Source organism: Dietzia sp. IBK-p2-15D, from assembly GCF_057773105.1.
On the sequence record NZ_JBYMTK010000001.1, the window covers coordinates 407,834 to 433,024 of the forward strand.

The 25,191-nt window shown below is 71.6% G+C and carries 25 protein-coding genes and 3 tRNA genes; 21 read left to right on the forward strand and 7 right to left on the reverse strand.

All coding sequences use genetic code 11. The features are described 5' to 3' along the window. The first annotated feature begins 40 nt into the window (after positions 1 to 40). Genes AC3DEV_RS01965 through AC3DEV_RS01985 form a run of 5 tightly spaced genes read left to right on the forward strand, consistent with a single transcriptional unit; the run spans position 41 to position 5,256 of the window. The gene (locus AC3DEV_RS01965) at positions 41 to 1,075 is read left to right on the forward strand and encodes a polyprenyl synthetase family protein (protein ID WP_488371141.1); all 1,035 of its coding nucleotides are present in this window, start codon (positions 41 to 43) and stop codon (positions 1,073 to 1,075) included. After that, the gene (locus AC3DEV_RS01970) at positions 1,072 to 1,932 is read left to right on the forward strand and encodes a phytoene/squalene synthase family protein (RefSeq protein ID WP_488371142.1); all 861 of its coding nucleotides are present in this window, start codon (positions 1,072 to 1,074) and stop codon (positions 1,930 to 1,932) included. The genes AC3DEV_RS01965 and AC3DEV_RS01970 overlap by 4 nt, the downstream gene beginning before the upstream one ends. Next, the gene (gene crtI / locus AC3DEV_RS01975) at positions 1,929 to 3,584 is read left to right on the forward strand and encodes a phytoene desaturase family protein (protein ID WP_488371143.1); all 1,656 of its coding nucleotides are present in this window, start codon (positions 1,929 to 1,931) and stop codon (positions 3,582 to 3,584) included. The genes AC3DEV_RS01970 and crtI overlap by 4 nt, the downstream gene beginning before the upstream one ends. Further along, complete coding sequence (locus tag AC3DEV_RS01980) at positions 3,581 to 3,958, forward strand: lycopene cyclase domain-containing protein (RefSeq protein WP_488371144.1); 378 nt, start codon at positions 3,581 to 3,583, stop codon at positions 3,956 to 3,958. The genes crtI and AC3DEV_RS01980 overlap by 4 nt, the downstream gene beginning before the upstream one ends. Beyond that, entirely contained in the window at positions 3,955 to 5,256 is a 1,302-nt protein-coding gene (locus tag AC3DEV_RS01985) for a prenyltransferase (RefSeq protein ID WP_308202008.1), read from the forward strand. The genes AC3DEV_RS01980 and AC3DEV_RS01985 overlap by 4 nt, the downstream gene beginning before the upstream one ends. Positions 5,257 to 5,298: 42 nt before the next feature. On the opposite strand, the gene AC3DEV_RS01990 is transcribed toward AC3DEV_RS01985, so the two are convergent. After that, positions 5,299 to 6,033: a glycosyltransferase family 2 protein gene (locus AC3DEV_RS01990; RefSeq protein ID WP_271799460.1), complete on the reverse strand. Its 735-nt coding sequence runs from the start codon at positions 6,031 to 6,033 to the stop codon at positions 5,299 to 5,301. Between the two features lie 131 nt (positions 6,034 to 6,164). Here AC3DEV_RS01990 and AC3DEV_RS01995 point away from each other — a divergent pair. Both AC3DEV_RS01995 and AC3DEV_RS02000 read left to right on the forward strand, forming a co-directional pair. Beyond that, a tRNA-Thr gene (locus AC3DEV_RS01995) sits at positions 6,165 to 6,237 on the forward strand. 42 nt (positions 6,238 to 6,279) lie between these two features. After that, positions 6,280 to 6,353 (forward strand) — tRNA-Met (locus AC3DEV_RS02000). Positions 6,354 to 6,429: 76 nt separating this feature from the next. On the opposite strand, the gene AC3DEV_RS02005 is transcribed toward AC3DEV_RS02000, so the two are convergent. From AC3DEV_RS02005 to AC3DEV_RS02030, 6 genes are all read right to left on the reverse strand, one after another. Further along, positions 6,430 to 8,355 carry a heavy metal translocating P-type ATPase gene (locus AC3DEV_RS02005; RefSeq protein WP_488371237.1) on the reverse strand — a complete coding sequence of 642 codons (1,926 nt, stop codon included), beginning with the start codon at positions 8,353 to 8,355 and terminating at the stop codon, positions 6,430 to 6,432. A gap of 47 nt (positions 8,356 to 8,402) precedes the next feature. Then, a complete protein-coding gene (locus AC3DEV_RS02010; protein WP_271799461.1) occupies positions 8,403 to 8,639 on the reverse strand; it encodes a heavy-metal-associated domain-containing protein in 237 nt (78 codons plus the stop codon). A 136-nt stretch (positions 8,640 to 8,775) separates the two neighbouring features. After that, positions 8,776 to 9,516 carry a Crp/Fnr family transcriptional regulator gene (locus AC3DEV_RS02015; RefSeq protein WP_082923936.1) on the reverse strand — a complete coding sequence of 247 codons (741 nt, stop codon included), beginning with the start codon at positions 9,514 to 9,516 and terminating at the stop codon, positions 8,776 to 8,778. Between the two features lie 12 nt (positions 9,517 to 9,528). Next, positions 9,529 to 9,792, reverse strand: coding sequence for a hypothetical protein (locus AC3DEV_RS02020; protein ID WP_067716829.1), 264 nt, complete (start codon positions 9,790 to 9,792; stop codon positions 9,529 to 9,531). Between the two features lies 1 nt (position 9,793). Continuing rightward, positions 9,794 to 11,314, reverse strand: a complete 1,521-nt coding sequence (locus tag AC3DEV_RS02025) for a molybdopterin-dependent oxidoreductase (protein ID WP_067716827.1) — start codon at positions 11,312 to 11,314, stop codon at positions 9,794 to 9,796. A gap of 6 nt (positions 11,315 to 11,320) precedes the next feature. Next, entirely contained in the window at positions 11,321 to 12,994 is a 1,674-nt protein-coding gene (locus AC3DEV_RS02030; RefSeq protein WP_410494220.1) for an acetolactate synthase, read from the reverse strand. Positions 12,995 to 13,175: 181 nt separating this feature from the next. Here AC3DEV_RS02030 and hadA point away from each other — a divergent pair, with 181 nt between their 5' ends. The 14 genes from hadA to AC3DEV_RS02100 all read left to right on the forward strand — a co-directional run bounded on the left by hadA (position 13,176) and on the right by AC3DEV_RS02100 (position 25,186). Further along, positions 13,176 to 13,577: a (3R)-hydroxyacyl-ACP dehydratase subunit HadA gene (gene hadA / locus AC3DEV_RS02035; RefSeq protein WP_096907011.1), complete on the forward strand. Its 402-nt coding sequence runs from the start codon at positions 13,176 to 13,178 to the stop codon at positions 13,575 to 13,577. Then, entirely contained in the window at positions 13,574 to 14,023 is a 450-nt protein-coding gene (locus AC3DEV_RS02040) for a MaoC/PaaZ C-terminal domain-containing protein (protein WP_488371145.1), read from the forward strand. The genes hadA and AC3DEV_RS02040 overlap by 4 nt, the downstream gene beginning before the upstream one ends. A gap of 164 nt (positions 14,024 to 14,187) precedes the next feature. Further along, a tRNA-Trp gene (locus tag AC3DEV_RS02045) sits at positions 14,188 to 14,260 on the forward strand. A gap of 36 nt (positions 14,261 to 14,296) precedes the next feature. Further along, entirely contained in the window at positions 14,297 to 14,638 is a 342-nt protein-coding gene (secE, locus tag AC3DEV_RS02050) for a preprotein translocase subunit SecE (protein WP_256820289.1), read from the forward strand. 63 nt (positions 14,639 to 14,701) lie between these two features. Beyond that, positions 14,702 to 15,670 carry a transcription termination/antitermination protein NusG gene (gene nusG, locus AC3DEV_RS02055; RefSeq protein ID WP_488371146.1) on the forward strand — a complete coding sequence of 323 codons (969 nt, stop codon included), beginning with the start codon at positions 14,702 to 14,704 and terminating at the stop codon, positions 15,668 to 15,670. A 248-nt stretch (positions 15,671 to 15,918) separates the two neighbouring features. Next, on the forward strand, positions 15,919 to 16,353 hold the full coding sequence (gene rplK / locus AC3DEV_RS02060; protein WP_096907015.1) for a 50S ribosomal protein L11: 435 nt from the start codon (positions 15,919 to 15,921) through the stop codon (positions 16,351 to 16,353). Between the two features lie 91 nt (positions 16,354 to 16,444). Further along, positions 16,445 to 17,173, forward strand: coding sequence for a 50S ribosomal protein L1 (gene rplA, locus AC3DEV_RS02065; RefSeq protein ID WP_163375563.1), 729 nt, complete (start codon positions 16,445 to 16,447; stop codon positions 17,171 to 17,173). Positions 17,174 to 17,639: 466 nt separating this feature from the next. Then, positions 17,640 to 18,392: an MlaE family ABC transporter permease gene (locus tag AC3DEV_RS02070; RefSeq protein WP_488370503.1), complete on the forward strand. Its 753-nt coding sequence runs from the start codon at positions 17,640 to 17,642 to the stop codon at positions 18,390 to 18,392. A gap of 59 nt (positions 18,393 to 18,451) precedes the next feature. After that, a complete protein-coding gene (locus AC3DEV_RS02075) occupies positions 18,452 to 19,264 on the forward strand; it encodes an MlaE family ABC transporter permease (protein WP_488371238.1) in 813 nt (270 codons plus the stop codon). A gap of 1 nt (position 19,265) precedes the next feature. After that, positions 19,266 to 20,441 carry an MCE family protein gene (locus AC3DEV_RS02080; protein WP_488371147.1) on the forward strand — a complete coding sequence of 392 codons (1,176 nt, stop codon included), beginning with the start codon at positions 19,266 to 19,268 and terminating at the stop codon, positions 20,439 to 20,441. Next, a complete protein-coding gene (locus tag AC3DEV_RS02085; protein ID WP_488371148.1) occupies positions 20,438 to 21,640 on the forward strand; it encodes an MCE family protein in 1,203 nt (400 codons plus the stop codon). The genes AC3DEV_RS02080 and AC3DEV_RS02085 overlap by 4 nt, the downstream gene beginning before the upstream one ends. Beyond that, complete coding sequence (locus AC3DEV_RS02090; RefSeq protein ID WP_488371149.1) at positions 21,637 to 22,731, forward strand: MCE family protein; 1,095 nt, start codon at positions 21,637 to 21,639, stop codon at positions 22,729 to 22,731. The genes AC3DEV_RS02085 and AC3DEV_RS02090 overlap by 4 nt, the downstream gene beginning before the upstream one ends. Continuing rightward, entirely contained in the window at positions 22,728 to 23,993 is a 1,266-nt protein-coding gene (locus AC3DEV_RS02095; protein ID WP_488371150.1) for an MCE family protein, read from the forward strand. The genes AC3DEV_RS02090 and AC3DEV_RS02095 overlap by 4 nt, the downstream gene beginning before the upstream one ends. Continuing rightward, positions 23,990 to 25,186: an MCE family protein gene (locus AC3DEV_RS02100; protein WP_488371151.1), complete on the forward strand. Its 1,197-nt coding sequence runs from the start codon at positions 23,990 to 23,992 to the stop codon at positions 25,184 to 25,186. Before AC3DEV_RS02095 ends, AC3DEV_RS02100 begins: the two co-directional genes overlap by 4 nt. The last annotated feature ends 5 nt before the right edge of the window (positions 25,187 to 25,191 follow it).

Here is a 25,191-nt window from a genome sequence, read left to right on the forward strand (position 1 = left end):
CGGCCCCGGCTCCGAACCACAGGACATGACACTCCTTTCGATGACCGCCGCACATCGGATGACGACCGGCGACCTGCCGGCGGGCCTGGGTTCCGCAGTGGACGACTGGGCCGATGACCTCGGGCGGACCACCCGCTCCGGCAAGGGGATGCGTTCCGCGCTCTTCGACGCCGTGTACACCACCTCCGGGGGCGTCGACGAGGCCGTGCGGGCCGCCGCGGGCCAGGCTCTGGAGTTGCTGCACGAGGCGTTCCTGGTCCACGACGACCTGGCGGACGGGGACGACCAGCGCCGCGGCCAGCCCAACCTGCAGGGCCGCACCACCGCGCGGGCCACCGCCGGGGGGATCGGGACCGAGGCCGCGGGGCACCTCGGACAGGTCGGCGGGCTGCTCGGCGGCGACCTGCTGCTCGTGGCCGCGATGGCCGACTTCGGCCGCCTGCCCGTGCCGGCGCCGCTGCTGCACCGTGTGCTCGACGAGGTACAGGGCGCGGTCGTCGCGTCGATCGCCGGGGAGTACGCGGACGTCCACGGCTGTGTCGAGCGCGATCCCGCCGACCGGGAGCGCGCGCTGGCGATCGGCGCGGCCAAGACCGCCGCCTACTCCGTGTGCCTGCCCCTCGTGCTGGGCGCGATGCTCGGCGGCGCGCCCGACGAGGTCATCCCCCCGCTGCGTGAGGCCGGCCGCCACCTGGGGACCGCCTACCAGGTGATCGACGACGTGCTGGGCGTGTTCGGGGATCCGGCCGTGACCGGCAAGTCCAACGAGGGCGACCTGCTCCGGCGCGCGCCGACCGTCCTGCTGGCCCACGCCGCCACCACCGACGATTGGCCGCGTATCGACGCCGCCCTCGGCCGTCCGGCCGCCGACCCCGCGACGATGAACGGCCCCACGCCCGACCCCGACACCGCGCGCGAGCTGCTGCGCGAGTGCGGCGCCCGCGAGCACGCGGTGGGCATCGCCGAGGACCTCATCACCGCCGCCCGCGCCGCGCTGGACTCCCCGGCCGTGCCGCACGACGTCCGGGCCGCCCTCGGCCCCCACCTGGCCACCGCCCTGGAGAGGACCCGATGACCCAGCAGAGCCCCCACGCGGAGTTCACCGACGCCGCCCGCCGGTGCAGCGAGGTGATCCTGCGCCGGTACTCCACGTCGTTCGCGCTGGCCTGCCGACTGCTCGCGCCCGCCACCCGCCCGCACGTCGCCGCCATCTACGCGTGGGCGCGCGTCGGGGACGAGGTCGTCGACGGGGCGATGGACGACCCGGTCGCCGCGCGCGAGCTCATCGCCGAGGCGCGCCGCCGGACACACCGCGCGATCGAGCGCGGCCTGGACCCCGATCCGGTGACGCACGCCTTCGCCGACACCGCGCGTCGGTTCGGGATCGACGCGCGCCTGGTGGATCCGTTCTACGACTCGATGGAGGCCGACATCGACGTCACCGAACACACCGAGGAGTCGCTGCGTCGGTACATCCACGGGTCGGCGGAGGTCATCGGGGAGATGTGTCTGCGGACGTTCGCCGGTGGGGGACTGGGTGACGACGACGAGATGGCCGCCGGAGCGCGCGCACTCGGAGCGGCGTTCCAGAAGGTGAACTTCCTCCGGGACATCCGGGAAGACTTCACGGAACTCGGTCGCAACTACCTCCCGGGCCGTGACCCGCGGGCACTGACGGAGAAGGACGTACGCGAGTTGGCCGATGACGTGGACGCGGACCTGCGCATCGCGCGGGCGGCGATCAACCGGATCCCGGGCCGCGACCGCCTGGCGGTGGCCGCAGCCCACGACCTGTTCGCCGAGCTCAACGATCGCCTACGGGCGGCCGGGGCATCCGGGGTGAGCGCGGGCCGGGTGCGGGTGCCCGATCCGGTGAAGCTCGCGGTGATCGGCCGCGCTGCAGCCGGTCGTGGCCGGGCGGTGGCCCGATGAGCCGCCGGCAGGCCCCGGACGGGCCCGTCGTCGTGGTGGGCGGCGGCATCGCCGGCCTGGCGACCGCCGCGCTCTTGGCCCACGAGGGGCGCGACGTCACGCTCGTCGAGGCCACCGACTCCGTCGGCGGGCGCGCGGGCAGCTGGTCGGCGGGCGGGTTCCGCTTCGACACCGGCCCCTCCTGGTACCTCATGCCGGAAGTGTTCGACCACTTCTTCCGCCTCTGCGGTACCTCCGCCGACGAGCAGCTGGACCTGGTGCGCCTGGACCCCGGGTACCGCGTGTACTTCGAGAACCGCCCCGAGTCGGTCGACATCCGCTCGGATCGCGCGGCCTCGACCGCCTTGTTCGAGTCGCTCGAGCCGGGCGCCGGTCGCGTGCTGGGCAGGTACCTCGACTCGGCGCGGACGACCTACGACCTCGCGCTCAAGCGGTTCCTCTACACCAACTTCACCTCGTACCCGGCCCTGGTGCGCCCCGACGTGGTGGCCCGGGCCGGTTCGCTGGTGGCCCGCCTCGTCCAGCCGCTGCACTCGTTCGTGGCCCGCCGGTTCAGCGACCGCCGCATCCAGCAGATCCTCGGCTACCCCGCGGTGTTCCTCGGGTCCTCGCCGTACCTGGCGCCGTCGATCTACCACCTCATGAGCCACCTCGACCTCACTGACGGTGTCCTCTACCCGCGCGGAGGGTTCACCGAGGTGATCGCCGCGGTCCGCAGGGTCGCCGAGCAGCAGGGTGTGGTCATCCACACGGGCACCGAGGCGATCGAACTGGTCACCACATCCGAGGGCGCCCGCGGTCGCGGGCCCCGCCGGTCGAAGGCGCAGCTCAGGGGCGTCCGGGTGCGCGACCGGGCCGGGACGGAGCGGACGCTGCCGGCCGGCCTCGTCGTCGGGGCCGCGGACCTCCACCACCTCGAGACCCGGTGGCTCCCCGAGCACCTCCGCACCTACCCACAGTCCTACTGGGACTCGCGTACCCCCGGGCCCGGAGCACTGCTCATGCTCCTCGGCGTCCGCGGGGAGCTCCCGCAGCTGGCCCATCACACGCTGCTGTTCACCGACCGGTGGGAGGAGGGGTTCGACGCCATCTTCGGCGAGTCGCCCCACATCCCCGACCCGGCGTCGCTCTACGTCTGTCGCCCCAGTGCCACCGATACCGACCCGGACGCGGGCATCGCGCCGGAGGGGCACGAGAACCTCTTCGTCCTGGTGCCCATCCCCGCCGACCCCTCGCTGGGCCACGGCGGCGTCGACGGTGCGGGGGACGCCGCGATCGAGGCGGCCGCCGACCGGGCGATCGCCCAGATCGCCGACTGGACCGGCATCGACGACCTGGCCGAGCGGATCGTCGTGCGGCGCACCATCGCCCCCGCCGACCTCGCCGACGACCTCGGCGCGTGGCGCGGCACCGCCCTCGGGCCCGCGCACACCCTGGCGCAGAGCGCGTTCTTCCGCACCCGCAACGTCAGCACGCACGTCGACGGGTTGTACTACGCCGGCGCGTCGACCATCCCCGGGATCGGACTGCCGATGTGCCTGATCAGCGCCGAGTTGATCCTCAAGCACGTGCGCGGCGACACGGGTACCGCACCCGTGGCCGAGCCCGGCGGGGGAACGGTGTTCGATCGGGGCTCGGTGTTCGACCGGTGATCGGGCTGGCCTACCTGGCGGTCCAGGTCATCTCGTTCGCCGGCATTCTCGTCATCGACCACCGCTGGAAGCTCGCGGCGTTCCGCGCGCCGGCCGCGACCGCCCTCGCCGTGACCGCAGCGGTGGCGTTGCTGCTCACGTGGGACGTCCTCGGGGTGCGCAGCGGGGTGTTCTTCCGCGGTCAGACCGACTTCATGACCGGCCTGCTGGTCGCGCCCGAGATCCCGCTCGAGGAGGTCGTGTTCCTCGCGTTCCTGTCGCACCTCGCACTGGTGTGCGCGACGGGCGTGGTCACGGCTGTCGAGTACGTCTCGCGGCGGCGGGGCGCGCGGTCCGGCGGCGCCCAGAACGACGGGGCGGGGGCGCGCCCGTGAGCATCTACTCGACCATCAACGCCACGATGGCCATCCCCGTGATCGCGGCCGCCCTCATCGCGCTGTGGCGCCTGCGGGGGCCCGAGCGCCGACGCTGGCTGATCGCGGTCGGCGGCTCCCTCGTGGTGCTGCTCGTCCTCACGGCGATCTTCGACAACGTCATGATCTCCGCCGGACTCGTGGCCTACGACGACGCGCTGACCAGCGGCATCCGCCTGGGCGTGGCCCCCATCGAGGACTTCGCCTACGCCGTGGCCGTGGCCGTGTTCATGCCCTCGGTGTGGTTCGTGCTCACCGCCCGGCCGCGGGCCGGTGCCGTGGTGGGCAGCCCGACGGTGTCGGGTCGGGGGGACGTCGCGCTGGCGGGCACCCCGGAACCGGGGGAGAACGACGACGACAAGGTCCGCACCCCCGAGCGGCCGGCGACACCGGGTCTACTCACCACCCTCTTCTGGTCGTCCCGCCCGGTCTCGTGGGTGAACACCGCCGCCCCGTTCGCGCTGGCGTACTTCCTGGCCACGGGCGGGTTCGACCTGCTGGGCGTGATCGGCACGCTCTTCTTCCTGGTGCCGTACAACCTCGCGATGTACGGGATCAACGACGTCTTCGACTACGAGTCGGACCTGCGCAACCCCCGCAAGGGCGGCGTGGAGGGCTCGGTGCTGGCACGGTCGCGGCACACGGCGACGCTCGTGGCCTCGGCCGTGACGACCGTGCCGTTCCTGGTCTACCTCGTGGTGGTCGGGACGCTCGAGTCGTCGCTGTGGCTGGCGGCGAGCGCGTTCGCGGTGATCGCCTACAGTGCCAAGGGTCTGCGGTTCAAGGAGATCCCCTTCCTGGACTCGGTGACCTCGGCGTTCCACTTCGTCTCCCCGGCGATCGTCGGCTGGACCATCGCTGGCGCCGACCTCGGCGGCGGGGTGTGGGCGTGCCTGATCGCGTTCATGCTGTGGGGCGCGGCGTCCCAGGCGTTCGGCGCCGTGCAGGACGTGCGCTTCGACCGCGAGGCCGACCTGAAATCGGTCGCTACCGTCCTCGGCGCACGGGCAGCCGTGTGGTTCGCGCTGGCCTGCTACGCCGCCGCGGTACTGGTGCTGCTGATCGCCGCGCCGTGGCCCGCGTCGGGGGCGGCGTTCGCGATCCTGCCGTACCTCGCCACGGTGGCCGCCTACACGCGGGTCACCGACGCCACCGCCGAGGCGACCAACGAGGGCTGGAAGCGCTTCCTAGTGCTCAACATGCTGGCGGGCTTCTGCGTCACGCAGCTCATCCTCTGGTCGGTGCTCGTCTGGGCGTGAGCCCGCGCCGCCTCACCGGCTGATTCGGCCGACCGGGCCGGGTCAGCGCTGGACGCGCTCCAGCCACCGCCGCGACGGCGGGCTCGACCGCCAGTTGAGGAAGATCGTCCGGAATGCCCGCGAGAATCGTCGCCGCATGGCCGCGGGGTCGTCGAAGGGTCGGGCCGAGATCCCCACGGTCAGGGAACGGTCAACCAGCAGGCGGTCGTCGGCGCCGAACTGGAACGACAGGTCGATGTCGTCGTGCAGTTCCGGGTCGGTGCGGTTGACCCCGTCGCGCACCCGTTCCCAGGCGCTGCGACGCATCGCCAGGTTCGAGCCGAACAAGACGGGGTGGGCCATGGCGGCGCCGACGGAGACGAAGAACGCGTCCATGTAGAGCAGCTTCGCGGCGCGGGCCCGCCACCCTTCCAGGCCGATGAACTCGCCCGGGCCGGAGACGGCCACGAGTTCGGGATCGGCGGTGAACGCAACCTCGATCCGCGCGAGCCACTCGGGTCCGGGCCGGGAGTCGGCGTCGAGTCGGGCGATGATGTCGCCCGTCGCGGAGTCGTAGCCTGCCGCGGCCGCTGCGGGGATGCCCCGCACGGGCTCGACGACCACCCGGACCCCGATCCGCGCGTCCGCCGCCAACGCCACCGCGACGCTGGCGTCCGAGCACCCGTTGTCCACCACCACGACCTCGTCGGGCGACCGCGTCTGCGTGGCGAGGGAGGCCAGGCATCCCTCGAGTTCGCGGGCGTCGTCGAGGACGGGGATCACCACGGAGATGTGCACCGGACCATCCTGCCAGCGGGACCGGCGCAACTGCGTCTCACCGGGCGATTTGTGCCGCGTTCGGCCGTGTGTGTAATCTGCTAAAGGCTTACGCGCCAAGCGGTTGGGTGACCAACAGCGAAGCGCGGCCCGCCCCCTTAGCTCAGTCGGCAGAGCGTTTCCATGGTAAGGAAAAGGTCGTCGGTTCGATTCCGACAGGGGGCTCGCACTGTGCGGGGCGGCTCGATCGTCCGACTGGCAGGGCATGCCGGTGTAGCTCAGCTGGTTAGAGCGCACGACTCATAATCGTGAGGTCGGGGGATCGAGTCCCCCCACCGGTACTCTCAACACGAAGGCCGCCCGCTCGCCGCGGGCGGCCTTCGTCGTCTTCTCGACTCCTACGGCATCAGGGTCTGATTACACCCGGCTCACGTCCCGTGCTCCGGTCCCGAGGACGAGGTCCCCCGCGTGTCCCGGGATCCCGGTTCCGTCCTTCTCGAGGGTCGGCCGCAGGAGGAGCATCGCGATCGCGATCACCGCGAGAACGGACACCTCGTGGACCAGCATCCCGATCGACATGGTCACGCCCCCGAGGAACAGCCCGGCAAGAAGCGCGGCAACGGTCACCAGGGCGATGGCGATGTTGAGTCGCATGGTGCGGACGGTCCGCTTGGCCAGGGAGAGCGCGTACGGGAGCCGCGGGAGCCTGTCCGCCATCAACGCGATGTCGGCGGTTTCGATCGCGGCCGGCGAGCCGGCGGCTCCCATCGCCACCCCGATGTCGGCCAGTGCCAATGCAGGGGTGTCGTTGACCCCGTCACCGACCATGGCCACGGTGTGGCCGCGGGACTGCAGCTCGCGCACGATCTCGACCTTGTCCTCCGGCATGAGCTCGGCACGGATCTCGTCGACCCCGAGTTCGGCGCCGACATTACGGGCCACCCGCTGGGCATCGCCGGTCGCCATGACGACCCTGATCCCTGCGTCGTGCAGTGCCCTGACCGCTGCCGGGGCGTCGTCACGGATGGTGTCGGCGACGGTGACGATCCCGACCGCCCGTCCGTCGACCCCGACAAACATCGCGGTCCTGCCCTGGTCGTTGAGTTCGAGGATCCGTGCGTTGTCAGGCCGGTGGTCGAGTAGATCCGCGGAGCCCACCGCGACCACTCGGCCATCCACCTCGGCGCGGATGCCCTTGCCGGCGACGGGCTCGGCCGCTTCGACCAGGTCGATCTCCAGTCCCGCCTCCCGGGCACCCGAGATGATCGCCTCGGCGAGCGGATGCTCGGACGCGGTCTCGGCTCGGGCGGCCAGCCTCAGGACGTCCTCACGCGAATAGTCGTCGTCGAGCACGTCCACGTCGGTCAGGACCGGCCGACCGTTGGTGAGGGTGCCGGTCTTGTCGACGACGACCGCGTCGACCCGGGCCGCACTCTCGAGGTACTCGCCGCCCTTGATGAGAACACCGTCCTTGGCGGAGCGGCCGATCCCGGCGACGATCGACACGGGGATCGAGATCACCAGGGCGCCGGGGCAGCCGATCACCAGGAGGGTGAGCGCGAGCTCGATGTTGCCCATGGTGGCGACCAACGACCAGGGGATCAGGGCCACCACCAGCGCCGAGATCATCACGGCGGGGGTGTACCAGGTCGAGAACCGTTCCATGAAGGTCTGGGTGCGGGCCTTGTCGTCCTGGGCGTCCTCCACCCGGTGGACGATCCGGGCGAGGGTGGTGTCGGCACCGATGCCGACGGCCTCGATACGCAGGACTCCCGACCGTAGCCAGGTGCCGGCGAACACCTCGGAGCCCTCGGACTTCTCGGCCGGGACGGACTCGCCGGTGATGGTGGCCTCGTCCACGCCGCCGTTGCCGGAGAGCACCCGGCCGTCGACGGGGACCTGCTCCCCGTTGCGCACCAGCACGAGGTCGCCGGGTTCGAGTTCCCAGACCTCGACGGTCTCCGGCTCGCCGTCACGAAGGATGGTGGCGGTCTCGGGCGCCGAGTCGACGAGGTCGGACAGGGCCCGGCGAGTGCGGTTGAGAGTCGCCTTCTCCAGGGCCTTGCCGAGGGCGAAGAGGAAAGTGACCGCCGCAGACTCCCAGTAGTTGTCGATGAACATGGCCCCGACCGCGGCGACCACGACCAACAGGTCGATCGAGATCATCCGGATCCGCAGGGCCTGGACCGCCGAGACGGCGATCCGGTAGCCGGCCACCAGGGCGGCGGCGACCATGAGGCCGTCCGCCGCCGCGTCGGCCGAGGTGAGTCGGCCGACCAGCCAGGAGGCGATGATGAGCAGGCCGGAGGCCGCCACCACGCCCCAGGTCTTCCATGATTTCAGCATTGTCCTGTCTCCTCGCTCGTCGAAGTGCGGTCGGTGCGGTCGCGTCAGAACGCCGACGGCTTGACCGCGTAGCCGACCTCGGCGACCGCGGCGACGAGGTCACGTACCGAGACCTTCGCGGGGTCGTAGTCGACCAGTACTCGTCCGGAGGCGAACTTGACCTCCGCGGACTCGACACCGTCCAGACCGTTCAACTTGTTCTCGATCTTCGCCACACACGACGGGCACGAGAATTCATCCGAACGCAGAACGATGCTCTTGACCTCTTCGCGGACACTCATGGTGATCCCAGCTCCTCTACGGTTGCTGTTCCTCGGGGGAACGGTGCACGTTCCTTACGTGCATCTCCGAACCTAGGAGCAACCGGAGAAGACTTCCTTGACGCCAATCAATCAACGGGAAAGCGGCGCCGACCAGTTAATCGCCCGCGATCAGCCTCTCGAGTGCGGCGCGGTCGAGGACCGAGACCCATTCGCGGCCGGAGTCGATGACGCCCGCCTTCTTCATCCGCGCCATCGCGCGCGAGGCGGATTCCACTGTGGTGCCGGCCATCCCCGCAATGTCGTCGCGGCGCAGTCGGACCTGGAGGAGACTCGAGCCGTCCCGCTGGAGGCTTCCGAGCTTGCGGTCGAGGTGCCGCAGCGTCGAGCCGACCCGCTGCTCCACCGACTGCGTGGTGTGCCCGATCTCCTGTTCCCGGGCCTGCGCGAGCCGATCCTGTTGCATTCGGATCAGGCCCAGGGCGAGGCTCGGGTGGTCGCCGACCACCTCCGCCAGCGCGTGAGCGGGCAGGAAGAGCGCACAGGTCGTCTCCATCGCCCAGGCGGACTCGGTCGCGACGGCAGCCTCCGTGTGCAACGGCCCCACGGTGTCTCCGGGGGCGGCGATGTCCACGGTGAGCTCCCGGCCATCGGCGGTGTCCCGGGTAACCCGCGCGCGGCCGGAGACGACGAGATACGAACCGGGGATTTCATCCCCGGCGAGCACCATCGGATCGCCCTCGGCCCAGGACCAGGCGGTCAGGTGCCCGTTGAGGTCGCGCCGGTCATCAGGTGAGAGCTCCCGGGTCAGTGGGGCATCGGCTAGTACCCGCAGCCGGGTCTCGTCCGAGCAGGAGTGCGGGTGTGCGCAGTTGCGCCGAACCGGGTTTCGGGACATCGGTGCAGCGATTCAGTTCGAGGAGTGCAGATGGGTAGAGACCACCCGGAAGTCTCCCGCGCGGGCGAGGGCCTTCTCGATGATCGCCGGGTCCGGGCGGACCGTGTCCGGGTGTTTGACGTACAGCTGCGCGTGTTCGGCCCCGGTGAGTTCGAAGGTCGCCTGGCCCAGTCCGTGCTCGGCGAAGATGTCGTAGAGCGCCTGGAGGGCCTTCTTGACGTCCCTGTCGTTCCGGACGCCGCTGACCTCGAAGCGGCACGAGACGATGTGGGACACGTCAGATCCTTCCGTTGAACGCCTGCAGCGCGGAATCCTCGCGGGTCCCGCCTCGGCCGTCACCGTACTCCGCGTAGTCGGCTATCCACCGGATCGAGCGCACCCACTTGACGTGCTTGTAGCCGTGGTTTGACTCCACCCGCAGGCGGGCGGGGGCGCCGAGGTGCGTCTCGAGAGGGGTTCCGTTGCGCTCGTAGGCCAGAATCGTGTCGTCCTCGTAGACCGTGTCGAGGTCGAGTACCGCGTAGAACGGCTCCCGCGGCCGGTTGTCATACATCTTCTGGGCCAGACCGTAGGAGTCGATCAGCACGTAGTGGGCTCCCTCCGGCTGGGGGCCGAGGACCTCGAGCAGATCCCGCAGTCGTACGCCGGTCCACCGGGACGTGGCGGACCAGCCCTGCATGCAGGTGTGCACCGCTACATAAGAGGTGCGCGGCAGCTCCGTGAGCTCGTCCAGGGCCAGGGTCTTCTCGGCGCCCGAGAGGTCGTCGCCGATGGTCAAGGAATAGCCGCGCCAGGCATCGTCGCGAGCCTCGACCCACTCCGGCGACTCGTCCTCGGTGGGCGGCAGGCCGTTGGTCCAGTGGAACTCGGAGATGTCGTCGTCGGTGTAGGTGTTCTGCCGCCCCATCCGCGGTCGCATCCGGTTGAGGAAGAGGCGGCGGCCGATCTCGGACACCCCGGCGGTGAACCGCTGCGCCCGGGCGCGGTCGGCCAGCGACCAGTAACTCAGGGCGATCCAGAACAGGACCACGGCCACGACGGTGGCGATCGTGATGGTGAAGGCCTGGGCGGATCGTGCCGTGTCGGTGGTGCCGAACACCATGTGCACGACGTTGTGCTCGGCGTGCACCAGGAACACCAGCCCGACATGCATGACGATGAACGCGGAGATGAGCACCATGAGGATGAAGTGCAGCGACCGGGCGCCCTGGTGGCCGCCCCAGAGCTTGACGTACCAGGGGAACCGCGAGCGCACCGCCGGCGCCATGGCCACGCCGGTGAGGATGAGCAGCGGAGCGAGGACGAAGATGACGGCGGTGTAAGCCAGCATCTGTGCGGCGTCATACGGGTCGAAGTGTTCGATCGCCGGAGCCCGGAACCCGAGGTACATCCGGATCGACTCCCACGCCTCGCCGAACACGCTCCACGAGGTGGGGATGATGCGGCGCCACAGTCCGGTCGCGAACAGCAGCACCACGTACACCAGGCCGTTGAGCACCCACAGCATCACCGAGATCCCGTGCCAGTGCCGGCCCAGCCCGATGTTCTCCCGACCAGGTAGGCCGATCAGCGGCGACAGGGATTTCTCGTCCATCAGGGAGGTGTACACGCCCTCCTCCCGTGGCAGTTTCCGGCGGGTGAAGCGCAACCACTCGGTCCCGGGCTTGCAGTCGTTGCGCCACCACAGTCGCGGCATCGAGGACAGGATCTCCCAGCCCGAGCGGAGCAACATGCCGATCAGGATGAAATTGATCAGGTGGGAGGCCCGTAGCCACAGCGGGAAATCAGGGTTGATCACGTCAGTTCAGACTCCAAATGTCGAGCGGGGATACATGGCCTCTACATCGGTTATCACGTTCACCAGGTACGGCACGCCGCTGGCGAACGCCCGGTCCAGCGCCGGGCCGATCTGCGCGGGATCGGTGACCATCTCGCCGGCCCCGCCGAGGGCCTTCACCACCTCGTCGTAGCGGGTCCGCGGCGCGAGGTCGGCGATCACGTCGTAGCCGTAGAGCATCTGCATGGGGCCCTTCTCCAGGCCCCACGCCCCGTTGTTGCCCATCACCATCACCACGGGCAGTCGGTGCCGGACGAGGGTGTCCACGTCGATGAGGGAGAACCCCGCAGCACCGTCGCCCAGCAGCAGGACCACCTGACTGGAAGGTCGGGCGATGCGGGCCGCGATGGCCGCGCCCAGTCCCGCGCCGAGGCACCCGAACGGGCCGGGGTCCAGCCAGTTGCCCGGCCGGGCGGGTTCGATGAACTTGCCGGCATAGGAGACGAAGTCGCCGCCGTCGCCGATCACCACGGCGTCCTCGGCCAGGCGCGGCAGCAGCTCGCCGTAGATCCGCGCGGGATGGACGGGGTCGGCCGAGGCGCCCAGGAGCTGCAGGTCGGCGGCGTGGGTGGCATCGGCCTTCTCCCGCAGCGTGGTCGCCCAGGTCGACCAGTCCGGGCGCGCCGCCCCCGATCGGCGCTGTACGGCCTCGACGACCGCGTCCAGCACGAGCCCCAGGTCGCCCGCGGTGGCCACGGCCGGTGACGCGTGGTGGCCGAGTTGCCCGGGGGAGTCCGCGATGTGCACCACTTTCGCCGGCGTCGCGCCCTCCTTGCCGCCGAACACCCCGTAGCCGAGCCGGAAGTCCAGGGGCGTGCCCACGACGAGCACCACGTCGGCCGCGCCGAACGCCGTCCCGCGCGCCTTGGTCACCAGTAGCCGGTGCCCGGCCGGGACGATCCCGCGGCCCATGCCGTTGGGGATGACGGGCAGGCCCAGCGACTCGACGCACCGCAGCGCTGCGTCTTCGCCGCGATCTGCCCACACGTCGGAGCCCAGCACCAGCACGGGACGCTCGGCGCCGACGAGCAGGTCGGCGATCCGGTCGACGGCGTCGGTGTCGGGGGAGCGGTCCGGCGCGGCGGCGGGGGAGCCGTCGCCGGCCCGCCCCGGTCCGGGCCGGACGGAGTCGCACCGGTCGAAGAAGTGGTCCATGTGCACGTCGAGGAACGCCGGCCCGCGGTGCGCGGTGCGGGCGGCGGTGAACGCGCGGTGGGTGGCGGCGGCGATATCGGCCGTGTCGCGGGCGGTCTCGGCGGACACGGTCACCGACCGCACCACCGGGACGTGGTCGAACTCCTGCAGGCTGCCGGTGCCCCAGCGGCCGGCCGGTGCGCGTCCGCCGAGGACCACCATCGGGGCGCCGGAGAACGAGGCCTGCGCCAGCGCGGACACGCCGTTGGTCACCCCCGGACCGGCGGTGAGGACGGCCAGGCCGGGCGAGCGGGTGAGCTTGCCGGTGGCCTCGGCGGCGAATGCGGCCGTCTGCTCGTGCCGCACGTCGAGCAGTGCCACGCCGTGGTCCTCCTTCTCCGCGGCGTCGTACATGGGGAACACGTGCGCCCCGGAGAGGGTGAACATCGTCCGCACGCCGTGCGCGGCGGCGACGGCCGTGGCGTGGGATCCGCCGTGCCCCTCCACCGGTGTGGGGGCGTCTCCGCCGGGCCCGCCCGGCGATCGCCCAGCTTTCTCGTGCCCGGCCCGCGGGGCCGGCTCGTCGTGGCTCACATCGCACTCCCTGCTCGACTGCCCCCACCGTAGGAGGCGCGGACGGGTCGTATCAGCGGTTCGGCGGACTCGCCCTCGGGTAGCGTCGGCGCCTGTGAGCACAGACAACGCTGATGACCTCGTCGTCGTCGTCGTCGGGGATCCGGTCACGGTCACCGACGCGGTGGTGGCGCGCTTCGCCGAGGCGGTGGGCGCGCCGACCGGCCAGGTCCCCGCCACCCTCGCGGCCGCGCTGACCGCCCCGGTCCAACGCGCGGTGATGGAGCACCCCGCCCTGCGCATCGACCTGGCGCGGACCCTCCACACCGCGCAGTCCAGCGAGCACCACCGACCGATCCGCGTCGGCGACGTCCTCACCGCCACCGCCACGGTCACCGGGGTGCGGTCGGCGCGCGGCGGGCGGATGATCGGGTTCGACACCGTGCTGCGCGACGCCGCCGGCGAGCCCGTCCAGACTCTGACCAGTGCGTTGCTCACCGCGGAGGTGGAGGCATGACCGACCGGGGCGACGACGTGCGGGGGACGACGACGAGGACCGCGGTCGCCGGGGAGGTCCTGCCGTCGCGGACCCTGCCGATCTCGCGGCACGACCTGCGCCGCTACGCCGAGGCGTCGGGGGACCACAACCCCATCCACCTGGACGATGACGCGGCGCAGGCGCTCGGGCTGCCCGGGGTGGTGGCGCACGGGATGCTCACCTCCGCGCTGGCGATCGGGGTCGTGGCCGACTGGGCGGGCGGGGCCGATCATGTGGTGGCGACCTCGTTCCGGTTCGCCGGTCCCGTGGTCGTCCCGGCCGACGCGCCCGCCCGGCTCGAGGTGGCGGGGTCGGTGAGGAAGGTGGCCGAGGACGGCTCGACCGCGGACGTCGCGCTCGCCGTGACCTGTGGCGGGTCGAAGGTGTTCGGCAAGGCGATCGTCACGGTCTCGCTCGCGGGGTGACGCCGGACGATTTCGGGCCACCGGCCGCCTGTCGTACACTGGGACGCCCGACCGAACGCGGTCGCGGACCGCGCTGCCGCCAGGCAGTCGCCGACACTGTAGAGTCGAGGCGTTCGTGCGGCCCGCAGGCGCGGGAGGGCACGGGTGGCCGGGAGACCGGCCGAAGGGGCGTAGCTCAATTGGCAGAGCAGCGGTCTCCAAAACCGCAGGTTGCAGGTTCAAGTCCTGTCGCCCCTGCACTTACCGCACACCAGACGACCCGGAGGTAGCCGCGTGAGCCAGGATCGCGACGACGACGTCGACGTCAGCGGCGTCCGCGATTCCGACGCCGCTGCCGCCGTCCCCACCGGCAAGGCGGGGCGCGGCGACACCGCCGTGGCCGGACGGGTCCGTACGGACGCGGACAAGCCGGAGGACACGCGGACCGCCCGCACGAATCCGTTCCAGTACATCGGGCAGGTCGTCGAGGAGCTGCGCAAGGTCATCTGGCCCACGCGCAACCAGATGGTCACCTACACCATCGTGGTGTTCCTGTTCCTCATCTTCATGACCGCGCTGGTCTCGGGCGTCGACTTCGGCGCGGGCAAGCTCGTCGAGCTCGTCTTCGACCGCTAGAGACCTGCCGCTGGGGTCCGGGGCGTGATCCGGACCGCCGAACTTCGAGAGGACCGCATTTCCGTGAGCGACATCGATCAGAGCCCCGAGGCCGAGGGCGCCGAGCAGGCCGCGACCGAGGCGGACGCGGTGCTCGGTGACACGGCTGCGGATCCCGCCGACACCATCGACACCGACGCCGAGGCTGACGCCGCCGACACCGTCGCGGCTGGCGCCGAGCTGGACCAGGACGCCGCCACTGACGCGGTCGAGACCGAGCTCGACGAGGATGTCGAGGGTGAGACCGTCCCCGAGGGCGACGAGACCGTTGCGGAGGACGAGCTCGCCGAGTCGGCGCTCGAGACTTCCGGCGAGGCGCCCGAGGGGGCTCCGGCCGAGGAGGCCGCGGCCGACGAGGCGGCCGCGCCCGCGATCGACCCGATCATCGCCTTCAAGCGTCAGCTGCGCAAGCTTCCCGGCGACTGGTTCGTCATCCACTCCTACGCCGGCTACGAGAACAAGGTGAAGGCCAACCTCGAGACCCGCGCCGTGACCCTCGGTGCCGAGGACAAGATCTTCCAGGTCGAGGTCCCGGTCGAGGAGTTCACCGAGGTCAAGAACGGCCAGAAGAAGGTCGCCAACCGCAAGGTCCTGCCCGGCTACGTGCTGGTGCGTATGGAACTCGACGACGAGTCCTGGGGCGTCGTGCGCAACACCCCGGGCGTGACCGGGTTCGTCAGCGCGACCGGTGGCGCCGCCGGCAAGCCCACCCCGCTCTCGCTGAGCGACGTGGCCAAGTTCCTGGCCCCCAAGCCGGAGAAGAAGTCCGCCGCCGCGGGCACCGCCGACGACCAGGGCTTCGCCCCGCAGGCCGTCGAGGTGGAGTTCGAGGTCGGCGAGTCGGTCACCGTCATGGACGGCCCGTTCGCCACGCTGCCCGCGTCCATCTCCGAGGTTGATCCGGCCGCGCAGAAGCTCAAGGTCCTCGTGTCGATCTTCGGTCGCGAGACCCCGGTCGAGCTCGGCTTCACGCAGGTCGAGAAGATCGACTGACCCGAGAAACTCCCACGACGACCCGTCCCGCGCCCGGCGTGGGGCGGGTCGCTCGTCTGTCAGCCCGGCCGGTGTCGGCGATTAGGGTTCCGACCGGCCGCGCGCGTAGACTCTCCAAGGTTGCGCCTGTGTTCCCGCCTGCCCTTCCGGGGTCGTGTGGGGAACCGGGTGCACACGACAGTCGGCCTCCCGCGTGTACAGCGCGGAGCCGAGATCCAGTCGAAGAATCAGGAAGACTGAGGAAGACGATGCCTCCGAAGAAGAAGAAGGTCTCAGGGCTCATCAAGCTCCAGATCCAGGCCGGCGCAGCCAACCCGGCCCCGCCGGTCGGTCCGGCTCTGGGTGCCCATGGTGTCAACATCATGGAGTTCTGCAAGGCCTACAACGCCGCCACCGAGAACCAGCGCGGAAACGTCGTGCCGGTCGAGATCACGGTCTACGAGGACCGGTCGTTCGACTTCAAGCTGAAGACGCCGCCGGCCGCCAAGCTCCTGCTCAAGGCCGCCGGCCTGCAGAAGGGCTCCGGCACCCCGCACTCCGCCAAGGTCGGCAAGGTCTCCATGGACCAGGTCCGCGAGATCGCGCAGACCAAGTTGGAGGACCTCAACGCCAGCGACATCGACCAGGCCGCGAAGATCATCGCCGGCACCGCCCGTTCCATGGGCATCACGGTCGAGGCCTGACCTCCACCCCCCGAACATCTGTGGGAGGGCAGCTCAGGCCCGCACCACACCCGACCGTCGCGCGTGAAGACGCGGCAGGAATGGAACTGACATGAGCAAGAACAGCAAGGCCTTCAAGGCCGCAGCTGAGAAGGTCGACCGCACCAAGCTGTACTCGCCTCTGGACGCCCTGGCCCTGGCCAAGGAGACCGGCTCGACGAAGATGGATGCCACCGTCGAGGTCGCCATGCGACTTGGCGTCGACTCCCGCAAGGCGGACCAGATGGTCCGTGGCACCGTGAACCTTCCGCACGGTACCGGTAAGACCGCCCGCGTCATCGTCTTCGCCGCGGGCGAGAAGGCCACCGAGGCCGAGGCCGCCGGCGCCGACGTCGTTGGCTCCGAGGACCTCATCGAGCGCATCCAGGGCGGCTGGCTCGACTTCGACGCCGCGATCGCCACCCCGGACCAGATGGCCAAGGTCGGCCGTGTGGCCCGCGTGCTCGGCCCGCGTGGCCTCATGCCCAACCCCAAGACGGGCACCGTCACGATGGACGTGACCAAGGCCGTGGGCGACATCAAGGGCGGCAAGATCACCTTCCGCACCGACAAGGCCAACAACCTGCACTTCATCGTGGGCAAGGCCTCCTTCTCCACGGAGCAGCTCACGGAGAACTACCAGGCCGCGGTCGACGAGGTCATGCGCCTCAAGCCGTCCTCCTCCAAGGGCCGCTACATGCAGAAGGTCACCATCTCCACGACGACCGGCCCCGGCATCCCGGTCGATCCGTCGGCGATCTCCAAGCTCCTCGAGGCGGGTTCCGACTCCGCAGCGAGCTGATCTGCTCGGCTGAGACGCCACCAGCTCGGCTGAAGGCCCCGCGACCGGTTATCCGGACGCGGGGCCTTCCCGCATTTCCCGGCATGCCTGGAGCCGCCGGCCGCCCGGCCGCCCGGCCTCCCGGTCCGCAGCCGCTCCTCCCGATGGCGTCTCGCGTGTTGGCATGCCCGCCCCCCACGCAGCCGCTCCTCGCGATGGCGTCTCGCCTTCACTTCGGGGCGTGCGAGACGCCATGTTCGGGCGCGGCTGTGGGCGAGATGGGGCTGCGGCGAGGGCGAGACGCCATCGCAACGAGCGGCCGCGGGCACGGATTCCCTCGCGTTCGCACGCGCGGTACGGCAGCCCGGAGCACACTGTGACCTAGCCCACCCGCACGACAATACCCTCAGGTATGGTTCGGTCACGCAGCGTGGGAACGCGCTGAGCCGGCCACGCACACGGGAAGGGGGCGGCGATGGTGGGTCGGATGACGACCGCGGTGCGGTCTGTCGGCGACTTCTACGCGCTGTCCCTCGACGCGTTGGCCGGGATGGTCACCGGTCCGTGGCGCTGGCGGGAATTCGTGGACCAGTACTGGTTCATCGCCCGTGTCTCCCTGGTGCCCACGGTGCTCATGGCGCTCCCGTTCACCGTGCTGGTGGTGTTCACCCTCAACTCCCTGCTGGGTGAGATCGGTGCCAGCGACATGGCGGGCGCCGGGGCGGGCCTGGGGGCGGTCACCCAGATCGGCCCGCTCGTGACGGTGCTGGTGGTCGCGGGAACCGGAGCGACCGCGGTGGCCGCCGACCTCGGATCTCGCACGATCCGGGACGAGATCTCCGCGCTCGAGGTCCTCGGACTCGACCCGGCGACCCACCTCGTCCTGCCCCGGGCGCTGGCCTCGGCGCTGGTGGCGGCCACTCTCAACGCGGCGGTCTGCGCGATCGGCCTGGCCGGCGGGTTCATGTTCTCCGTGTACCTCAACCACGTCGACCCCGGGGCGTTCGCGGCCGGGGTCACGCTGCTCGTCGGTCCGGCCGAACTCATCCTGTCCGAGGTCAAGGCCGCACTGTTCGGGCTCATCGCCGGTCTGGTCGCCTGCTACCGCGGCCTGGCGGTGACGGGCGGGCCCAAGAGTGTCGGCGACGCGGTCAACGAGACGGTCGTGTTCTCGTTCGTCGCCCTCTTCCTGGCGAACCTCGTCCTCACCGCGATCGGCATCCAGGTGACCGGCCGGTGAGCGCCAGCGGCACGGGGGAGCATCGCCGGACGCGGCAGCGCGGCCCGCTCGACCGCGGCATGGGCGGACGCGGCCCGCTCGACCGCGTCGACGACCTCGGCGCCGCATTGCTCTTCGTCGCCCGCGCCCTGCGGGCAGCCCTCTCCGCTCCGGTGCGTCAGGGCCGCGAGACGCTGCGGGTGACCACGGAGGTCGGCCTCGGCACCGGTGTCCTGGCGATGTTCGGCGGCAGCCTGGCGATCCTCGGGTTCATCACCCTGTTCGCCGGCGCCACGGTGGCCGTCCAGGGCTACAACTCGCTCGGCGACATCGGCGTGGAGGCGCTCACCGGGTTCCTCGCCGCCTACGTCAACATCCGGGTCGTCGCCCCGGTCACCGCGGGCGTCGGGCTGGCCGCGACCATCGGCGCCGGCACCACCGCGCAGTTGGGCGCGATGCGCATCAGTGAGGAGATCGACGCGCTCGAGGTGATGGCGGTCGACCCGGTCCGCTACCTCGTGGGCACGCGCATCGTGGCGGGCCTGCTCACGGTGATCCCGCTGTACTCCCTGTCCGTGCTCGCGTCATTCCTGGCCAGTCGGGTCGCGACGGTGGCGGTGCTGGGCCAGTCGCCGGGCGTCTACGACCACTACTTCCAGACCTTCCTCAACCCGGTGGACGTGGTGTGGTCGTTCGCGCAGGCGATCGCCATGGCCCTGACGGTGATGGTGATTCACACCTACTACGGCTTCACGGCCACCGGCGGGCCCTCGGGGGTGGGCGTGGCCACCGGCCGGGCGGTCCGCATGTCGCTCACCGCGGTCGTGCTGGTCACATTGCTCATCTCGCTCGCCCTCTACGGCGACGCGCCCACGGTGAGGCTGGCGGGCTGACGTGGGCGCCCGCGCGAAAGGTCGGCTGACCGTGCTGGCGGCGCTGGTTTCGGTGGTGGCGGTCCTCGTCGTCGTCGCCGTGTCCTTCCGGGGTGGGTGGGCGCGCACCATGGACCTCACCCTCCACGCCGACCGATCGGGGATGGTGCTGGAGCCGGGCGCGATGGTCATGAGGCACGGGGTCCGGATCGGGACGGTGGCGTCGGTCCACCCCGACGGCGACGGTGCGCGCATCGAGCTCGAGCTCGACCGCGAGTACTCGTCGGCGCTGCCCTCCGATACGACGGCGGACATCACCTCCAGCACCCTGTTCGGCGGTAAGCGGGTGGTGCTCTCGGATGATGACGACGACGAGGAGGGTCGCGCCTCCACCGCCGTGCTGGCCTCGGGTGACGCGCTCCGGGCGGAGTCGGTGACCACGGAGACCCAGACGGTGTTCCAGTCGCTGACGGAAGTCATGGTGGCCGTGCAGCCGGAGAAGGCGGCCGCCGTCACGGGTGCACTCGCACAGGGGGTGCGGGGGCGGGGTGAGGAGCTCGGACGGGCGACCGTGGCGCTGTCGGAGTTCACGGGGGCGGTCACCCCGGAACTGGGCCCGCTGCAGCGTGACCTCCGGGCGGGGGCCGCGGCGGCGGACGGTCTCGCGGCGGCCACCCCGGACCTGGTCTCCGCACTGGGCGGTCTGCGGGTGCCCGCGCGGACCCTCACCGACCAGGCGGCCACCCTCGACGTGCTGCTGCCGGCGATCGCCGGCGTCGCGATCGAGGGCAACGCGCTGCTCGAACCCCACGAACAGGAGATCGCCGACGCCTTCGGCTACCTGCGGCCCACCGCCGAACTGCTGGAGTACTACGCACCGGTCATCCCGTGCTTCTTCCGGGGAGCCGACCGGGCGCGGCAGCTGGCGGAGCCGGCGTCGGGGGCCAACGGGTACTCGATGGTGCTCAACTCGACCCTGCTGCTGGGCGTCGACCCGTACCGCTACCCGGACGACCTGCCCGTCGTGCGCGCCGGCGGCGGTCCACGGTGCGGCGAGTTGCCCGTGCGCACGCCCGAGGACGGGAACGCGAACTATCTGGTGGCCGACGTCGGGATGAACCCCTTCGAGCGCGGCAACACCTCGCCCGAGTTCGACGCGGCCCCGCTGTGGGTGCTGCTCACGGAGGGGATGGGATGAGACCGCGACAGGCCGCTCCGGCGGCGCACCGGGAATGGACCGCTCGGGCGGCGGCGCACCGGGCCTCGCGGCCGCACCGCCGGCGGTCCGGATCGACGATTCCCGCGGCGATCTACACCCTGGTCATGCTGCTCGTCCTGGCCGGGCTGTGGGTGGTGTTCGCTCAGGTGCGGTTCGGGGAGTCGGCGTCGTACGCGGCCGAGTTCACCGACGTCTCGGGTCTCGAGCGTGGGGAGACGGTCCGCGTGCACGGCGTGGAGGTGGGGCGGGTGGACGCGGTGGAGTACGCGGCGCCGGCCGCCGATCCGGGGCCGGGGGAGAGTGCCGGTGCGCCGTCGGTCACGGTGCGGTTCAGCCTGCACGACGACTACCGGCCCCGCGGCACGACGGGGGCGACGGTGCGCTACCTCAACCTGGTTGGCGACCGCTACCTCGAGCTGCTCGATGCGGCAGATGCCGCGGACCCCGCGGACCCGGCGGACCCTGCGGACCCCGCGGACCCGGCGGTCGCCGTCGGCACGCCCGCCCCGCTACCGGAGGGGGCCACGATCGGGGTCGACCGGACCACCCCGGCGCTGGACCTCGACGCCCTGGTGGGCAGCTTCCAGCCGCTGTTCCGCGTGCTCGAGCCCGGCCAGGTCAACCGGCTCAGCGGGGAGCTGATCGCCGTCCTCCAGGGGCAACAGGACGATGTCGGGGCGATCGTGCGGGCGATCGGCGAGGTCACCGGGCACCTGGCCGACCGCGACCGGGTGATCGGCTCGGTCATCGCCCAGCTGGGGCGGGTACTCGACACCCTCTCGCGGCAGCAACCCGCGCTGGAGCAGTCGCTGGTCCACGCGCGGGAGCTCACCTCCGCGCTCGCCGCCGACTCGGACACGGTCGCCTCGGCGACCCGGAACCTCGACGACACCGCCGCCGAGCTGGCCGTCCTCGCCGAGGACATCCGGCCGTCGCTGCGGGCGGACATGGACGGCGTCGACGCGGTGGCCCGCCAGGTGGACTCGCGACGTGACACCCTGACCCAGCTGCTCACCGAACTGCCGGAGACCTACCGGTCCCTCACCCGGCTCGGGGCCTACGGCGGGTTCTTCAACTACTACCTGTGCGGGCTCCAGATCCGGGTGTCGGATCTGCGGGGTGGGTCCACCACCAGCCCGCTGTTCACGCAGCAGGGCGGGAGGTGCGCGCCGGCATGAGGATCCACAGACGACTGCGCGACGGCAACCCGCTCCTCGTGGGCCTGATCGGCACGGTGCTCATCGCGGTGGTGGTGCTCGCCGCGCTCAATCTGCGGGCGTTGCCCGGCGTCGACAGGACGGTGGGGTACACGGCCCGGTTCGTCGACACCGGCGGATTGGGGGTGGGCGACCCCGTGCGGATCGCGGGCAAGGACGCCGGGCAGGTCACGGGCGTCGCGATCGACGGCGACGCCGTGCGCATCGACTTCACGGTGGACCGCGAGCTCGGCCTCGGCTCGGACACCCGCGCGGAGATCGCCACGGCCACCGCACTCGGCGCCCGCGAGCTCCGCGTCCTGCCGGCGGGCCCCGGCCTGCTGGAGCCCGGGGCGGTGCTCGACCTGGACCGCACCACCGCGCCCTACAACCTCGCCGAGACCCTGGGTCGGCTCGGGCGGACCGGCGAGGAGATCGACATGGAGCAGCTCGCGGTCGCCCTGGACACCGTCACCGACAGCCTCGACCGCGCGCCCGAGCACGTCGATGCCGCGATCGACGGGGTGGGCCGATTGTCCACCTCGATCGCGGAACGCGACGCCGCCCTGCGTGAACTGTTCGCCGACGCCGAGACCCTCTCCGGCCTGCTGGCCCGGCGGGGCGAGGAGATCGACACGCTGCTGCGTGATGCCCGCGTCCTGCTCGCCGCGCTGCGCGAGGAGCAGGACTCACTGGAGACCCTGGCGGGCAACCTGCGGGCGTTCACCGTCCAGATCCGCGGTCTGATCAGCGACCACGACCGCACCCTCGCCCCGACCCTCGAGCGGGTCCAGGGCCTGCAGGAACTGGTCCTCGAGCACCGGGACGGGCTGGCCGAGGCGATCCGGCGGCTCGGGCCGTACGCCACCGAGCTCGGCGAGGCCGTGGCCTCCGGGCCGTTCTTCAATTCCTACATCCAGAACCTGCTGCCGGTGGAGGTCATCGAACCCGCCCTCAACGACGCCCTCACCCGCGCCGGAATCGGCGCCCCGCCCGCGCCGCCCGCCCCGCCTGCCCCGCCCGCCCCGCCCGTGCCGCCTGCCCCGGCTCCGCCCGTGGGAGGCCCGCGATGATCCGCCGCGTCGCCGCGGCCGTCGCCCCGTGGGTGGCGGGGATGCTCGTGTTGCTCCTCGCCGCGGGCCTGGTGGACCTGCGGGTGCCCTGGCGCCCGTACGAGACCTACACCGCCGAGTTCGTCTCCGCGCGCGGCCTCTACGTGGGCGACGACGTCCGGGTGATGGGCGTGCCCGTCGGCCGGGTGACGGACATCGAACCGCGGGGCGACCGCGTGGTGGTGGACTTCCTCGTCAGCCGCGACCAGCCTCTGCCCGCCGAGGTGGACGCCGTCGTCATGGCCCCGACTCTCGTCGCTGCCCGGTTCCTCCAGCTCAGCCCGCCCTACACCGGCGGACCTGTGACCGATCCCGGTGCCACCATCGGCCTCGAGCACACCGCTGTCCCGGTGGAGTGGAACGAACTCGTCACCCAGCTGCACCGCCTGTCGGGCACTCTCGGCCCGTCCCCGGGCGACGAGACGGGCCCAGCCGGACGCGCGGTGGCCGCCGCGGACGAGGTGCTCGACGATCGCGGCGACGACGTCCGCGATACGGTCCGTCAGCTCAGCGCGGCGCTGCAGACCGTCTCCGACGGCCGCGACGACCTCTTCGCCACCGTCCGCAATCTCGAGGCCTTCACCGCCGCGATGGAGGGCTCCGGCGAGCAGATCACCACCTTCAACGAGGTGATGGCGGCGGTGACCGTCTCGGTGTCTCGCGGCCGGGGGGAGATCGGCCCGGCGCTCACCGAGCTCGATCTGGCCGTCGACGAGGTCCGCGACTTCGTCCGCGACAACCGGCAGGTGGGCATCGAGACCGCCCGGACGACCACCGACTTGCTGACGGTGCTGGCCGAGCAGCGCGACGACATCGCCCAGATCCTGCACGTCGCACCCACCGCGCTGTCGAACCTGCAGGGGATCTACCAGCCGTCGCAGAACGCGGTGATCTCGTCCCTCGCGCTAACCAACTTCGCGAACCCGATGCAGTTCATCTGCTCCGCCCTGGCCGCTGCAGAGGAGACCGACGTGCACACCGCGTCCGAGGAGTGCGTGCGACTGCTCGGCCCCACGCTCACCGCGCTGGCGGTGGACTACCCGCCCGTGGCGATCAATCCCAGCCGCGGCGTCGGGGCGCTGCCGCACCAGCTCGACTACACCCACGACCACCTGCGGCCGGCTCCCGCCCTCGCGACCCCCGCCGACGCGTCCCCGACCCCCGCCGGCCCGGCGGACGGTCGCGTCGGCGTGACCGACCTGCTCACCGAGGGCGTCCGGTGACCGGGCGGCGCGCCGTGGGCGCGGCGCTGCTGGTGGTGTCGACGACGACGATGAGCGGCTGCGACTGGAAGGGGCTCAACAGTCTCCCGCTGCCCGGGACGGCCGGTGGCGGGCCGGACGGCTACTCGGTGACGGTGCAGCTCGCCGACGTCACCACCCTGGACCGCAATGCCCGTGTCCGGGTCGGCGACGTGACGGTGGGCCGCATCGCCGACATCGGCCTCGGCCCGGGGTTCGCCGAGGTGACGGTCGACCTCGACGGGGAGGTCCGCCTGCCGCGCAACGCCACGGCCCGGGTGGGGCAGAGCAGTCTCCTCGGCGCGTCCCACCTCGAGCTGGCGGCACCTCCGGGCGAACCCGCCGAGGGCACGCTGTCCGACGGCGACCTCGTCCCGGTGGAACGCAGCGGCGGGTACCCCACCACCGAGCAGACGCTGGCCACGCTCGCGGCGGCCCTCGGCGGCAGCGGCCTGGCCCAGGCGGCGGAGGTCTTCGGGGAACTCGACGTCGCGATGACCGGCCGCACCGACGAGGTCCGGGCGGTGGTGGGACGCCTCAGCGAGCTGCTCACCGGGCTCGAGGCGCAGAAGGAGGACATCGTGGAGGCGTTGGAGGCACTGGAGAGGCTCTCGACCGAACTCGCGGTCCGCAGCGACGAGGTGGAGGGCGGGGTCGCCGACCTCGGGCCCGCACTCCAGGTCCTCGCGCAGCGCCGGCAGCGGCTCGTCGAGGCCACTCGCGCGGTGGACACCGTCACCGCGACCGCGGGCCGTGTCGTCGAGGCCTCCGGCGGTGACCTACGTGCCGGTCTGGAGTCCCTCGACCCCGTCCTGCAGGGACTGGCGGATTCGGGGGACTCGCTCACCGAGTCCCTGCGCTACCTGGCTACCTTCCCGTTCCCGCTGGACACCTACCGCAACGCGGTGCGCGGGGACTACGCCAACGGCACGGTCATCCTCGACCTTCGGCTGCCGGTCCTGGACACCGCGCTGCTCATCGGCACACCGTTCGAGGGGTCGCTGGCCTCGCTCGACACCATCCTGGGCGTACCCGCCCCACCCGTGGAGCCGGCCCGCGACGGGCTCGGCGACGTGCTCGCCCCGCCCCCGCCACCCCCGCCGCAGTCGCCCCCGCACCCGGCGCCGCCGTCGCCCGAGGCCGCGCCCGCCCCCGCAGGGGAGGCCGGCGCATGAGGCGG

Coding starts and splice junctions, on each gene's coding strand:
- AC3DEV_RS02015 (WP_082923936.1), bottom strand. CDS start 9,516: ATGTCCCGAAACCCGGTTCGGCGCAACTGCGCACACCCGCACTCCTGC.
- AC3DEV_RS02095 (WP_488371150.1), top strand. CDS start 22,728: ATGATCCGCCGCGTCGCCGCGGCCGTCGCCCCGTGGGTGGCGGGGATG.
- AC3DEV_RS01970 (WP_488371142.1), top strand. CDS start 1,072: ATGACCCAGCAGAGCCCCCACGCGGAGTTCACCGACGCCGCCCGCCGG.
- AC3DEV_RS02010 (WP_271799461.1), bottom strand. CDS start 8,639: ATGAGTGTCCGCGAAGAGGTCAAGAGCATCGTTCTGCGTTCGGATGAA.
- crtI (WP_488371143.1), top strand. CDS start 1,929: ATGAGCCGCCGGCAGGCCCCGGACGGGCCCGTCGTCGTGGTGGGCGGC.
- AC3DEV_RS02040 (WP_488371145.1), top strand. CDS start 13,574: ATGACCGACCGGGGCGACGACGTGCGGGGGACGACGACGAGGACCGCG.
- AC3DEV_RS02090 (WP_488371149.1), top strand. CDS start 21,637: ATGAGGATCCACAGACGACTGCGCGACGGCAACCCGCTCCTCGTGGGC.
- rplA (WP_163375563.1), top strand. CDS start 16,445: ATGAGCAAGAACAGCAAGGCCTTCAAGGCCGCAGCTGAGAAGGTCGAC.
- AC3DEV_RS01965 (WP_488371141.1), top strand. CDS start 41: ATGACCGCCGCACATCGGATGACGACCGGCGACCTGCCGGCGGGCCTG.
- AC3DEV_RS02075 (WP_488371238.1), top strand. CDS start 18,452: ATGGGCGGACGCGGCCCGCTCGACCGCGTCGACGACCTCGGCGCCGCA.
- AC3DEV_RS02070 (WP_488370503.1), top strand. CDS start 17,640: ATGACGACCGCGGTGCGGTCTGTCGGCGACTTCTACGCGCTGTCCCTC.
- AC3DEV_RS02085 (WP_488371148.1), top strand. CDS start 20,438: ATGAGACCGCGACAGGCCGCTCCGGCGGCGCACCGGGAATGGACCGCT.
- rplK (WP_096907015.1), top strand. CDS start 15,919: ATGCCTCCGAAGAAGAAGAAGGTCTCAGGGCTCATCAAGCTCCAGATC.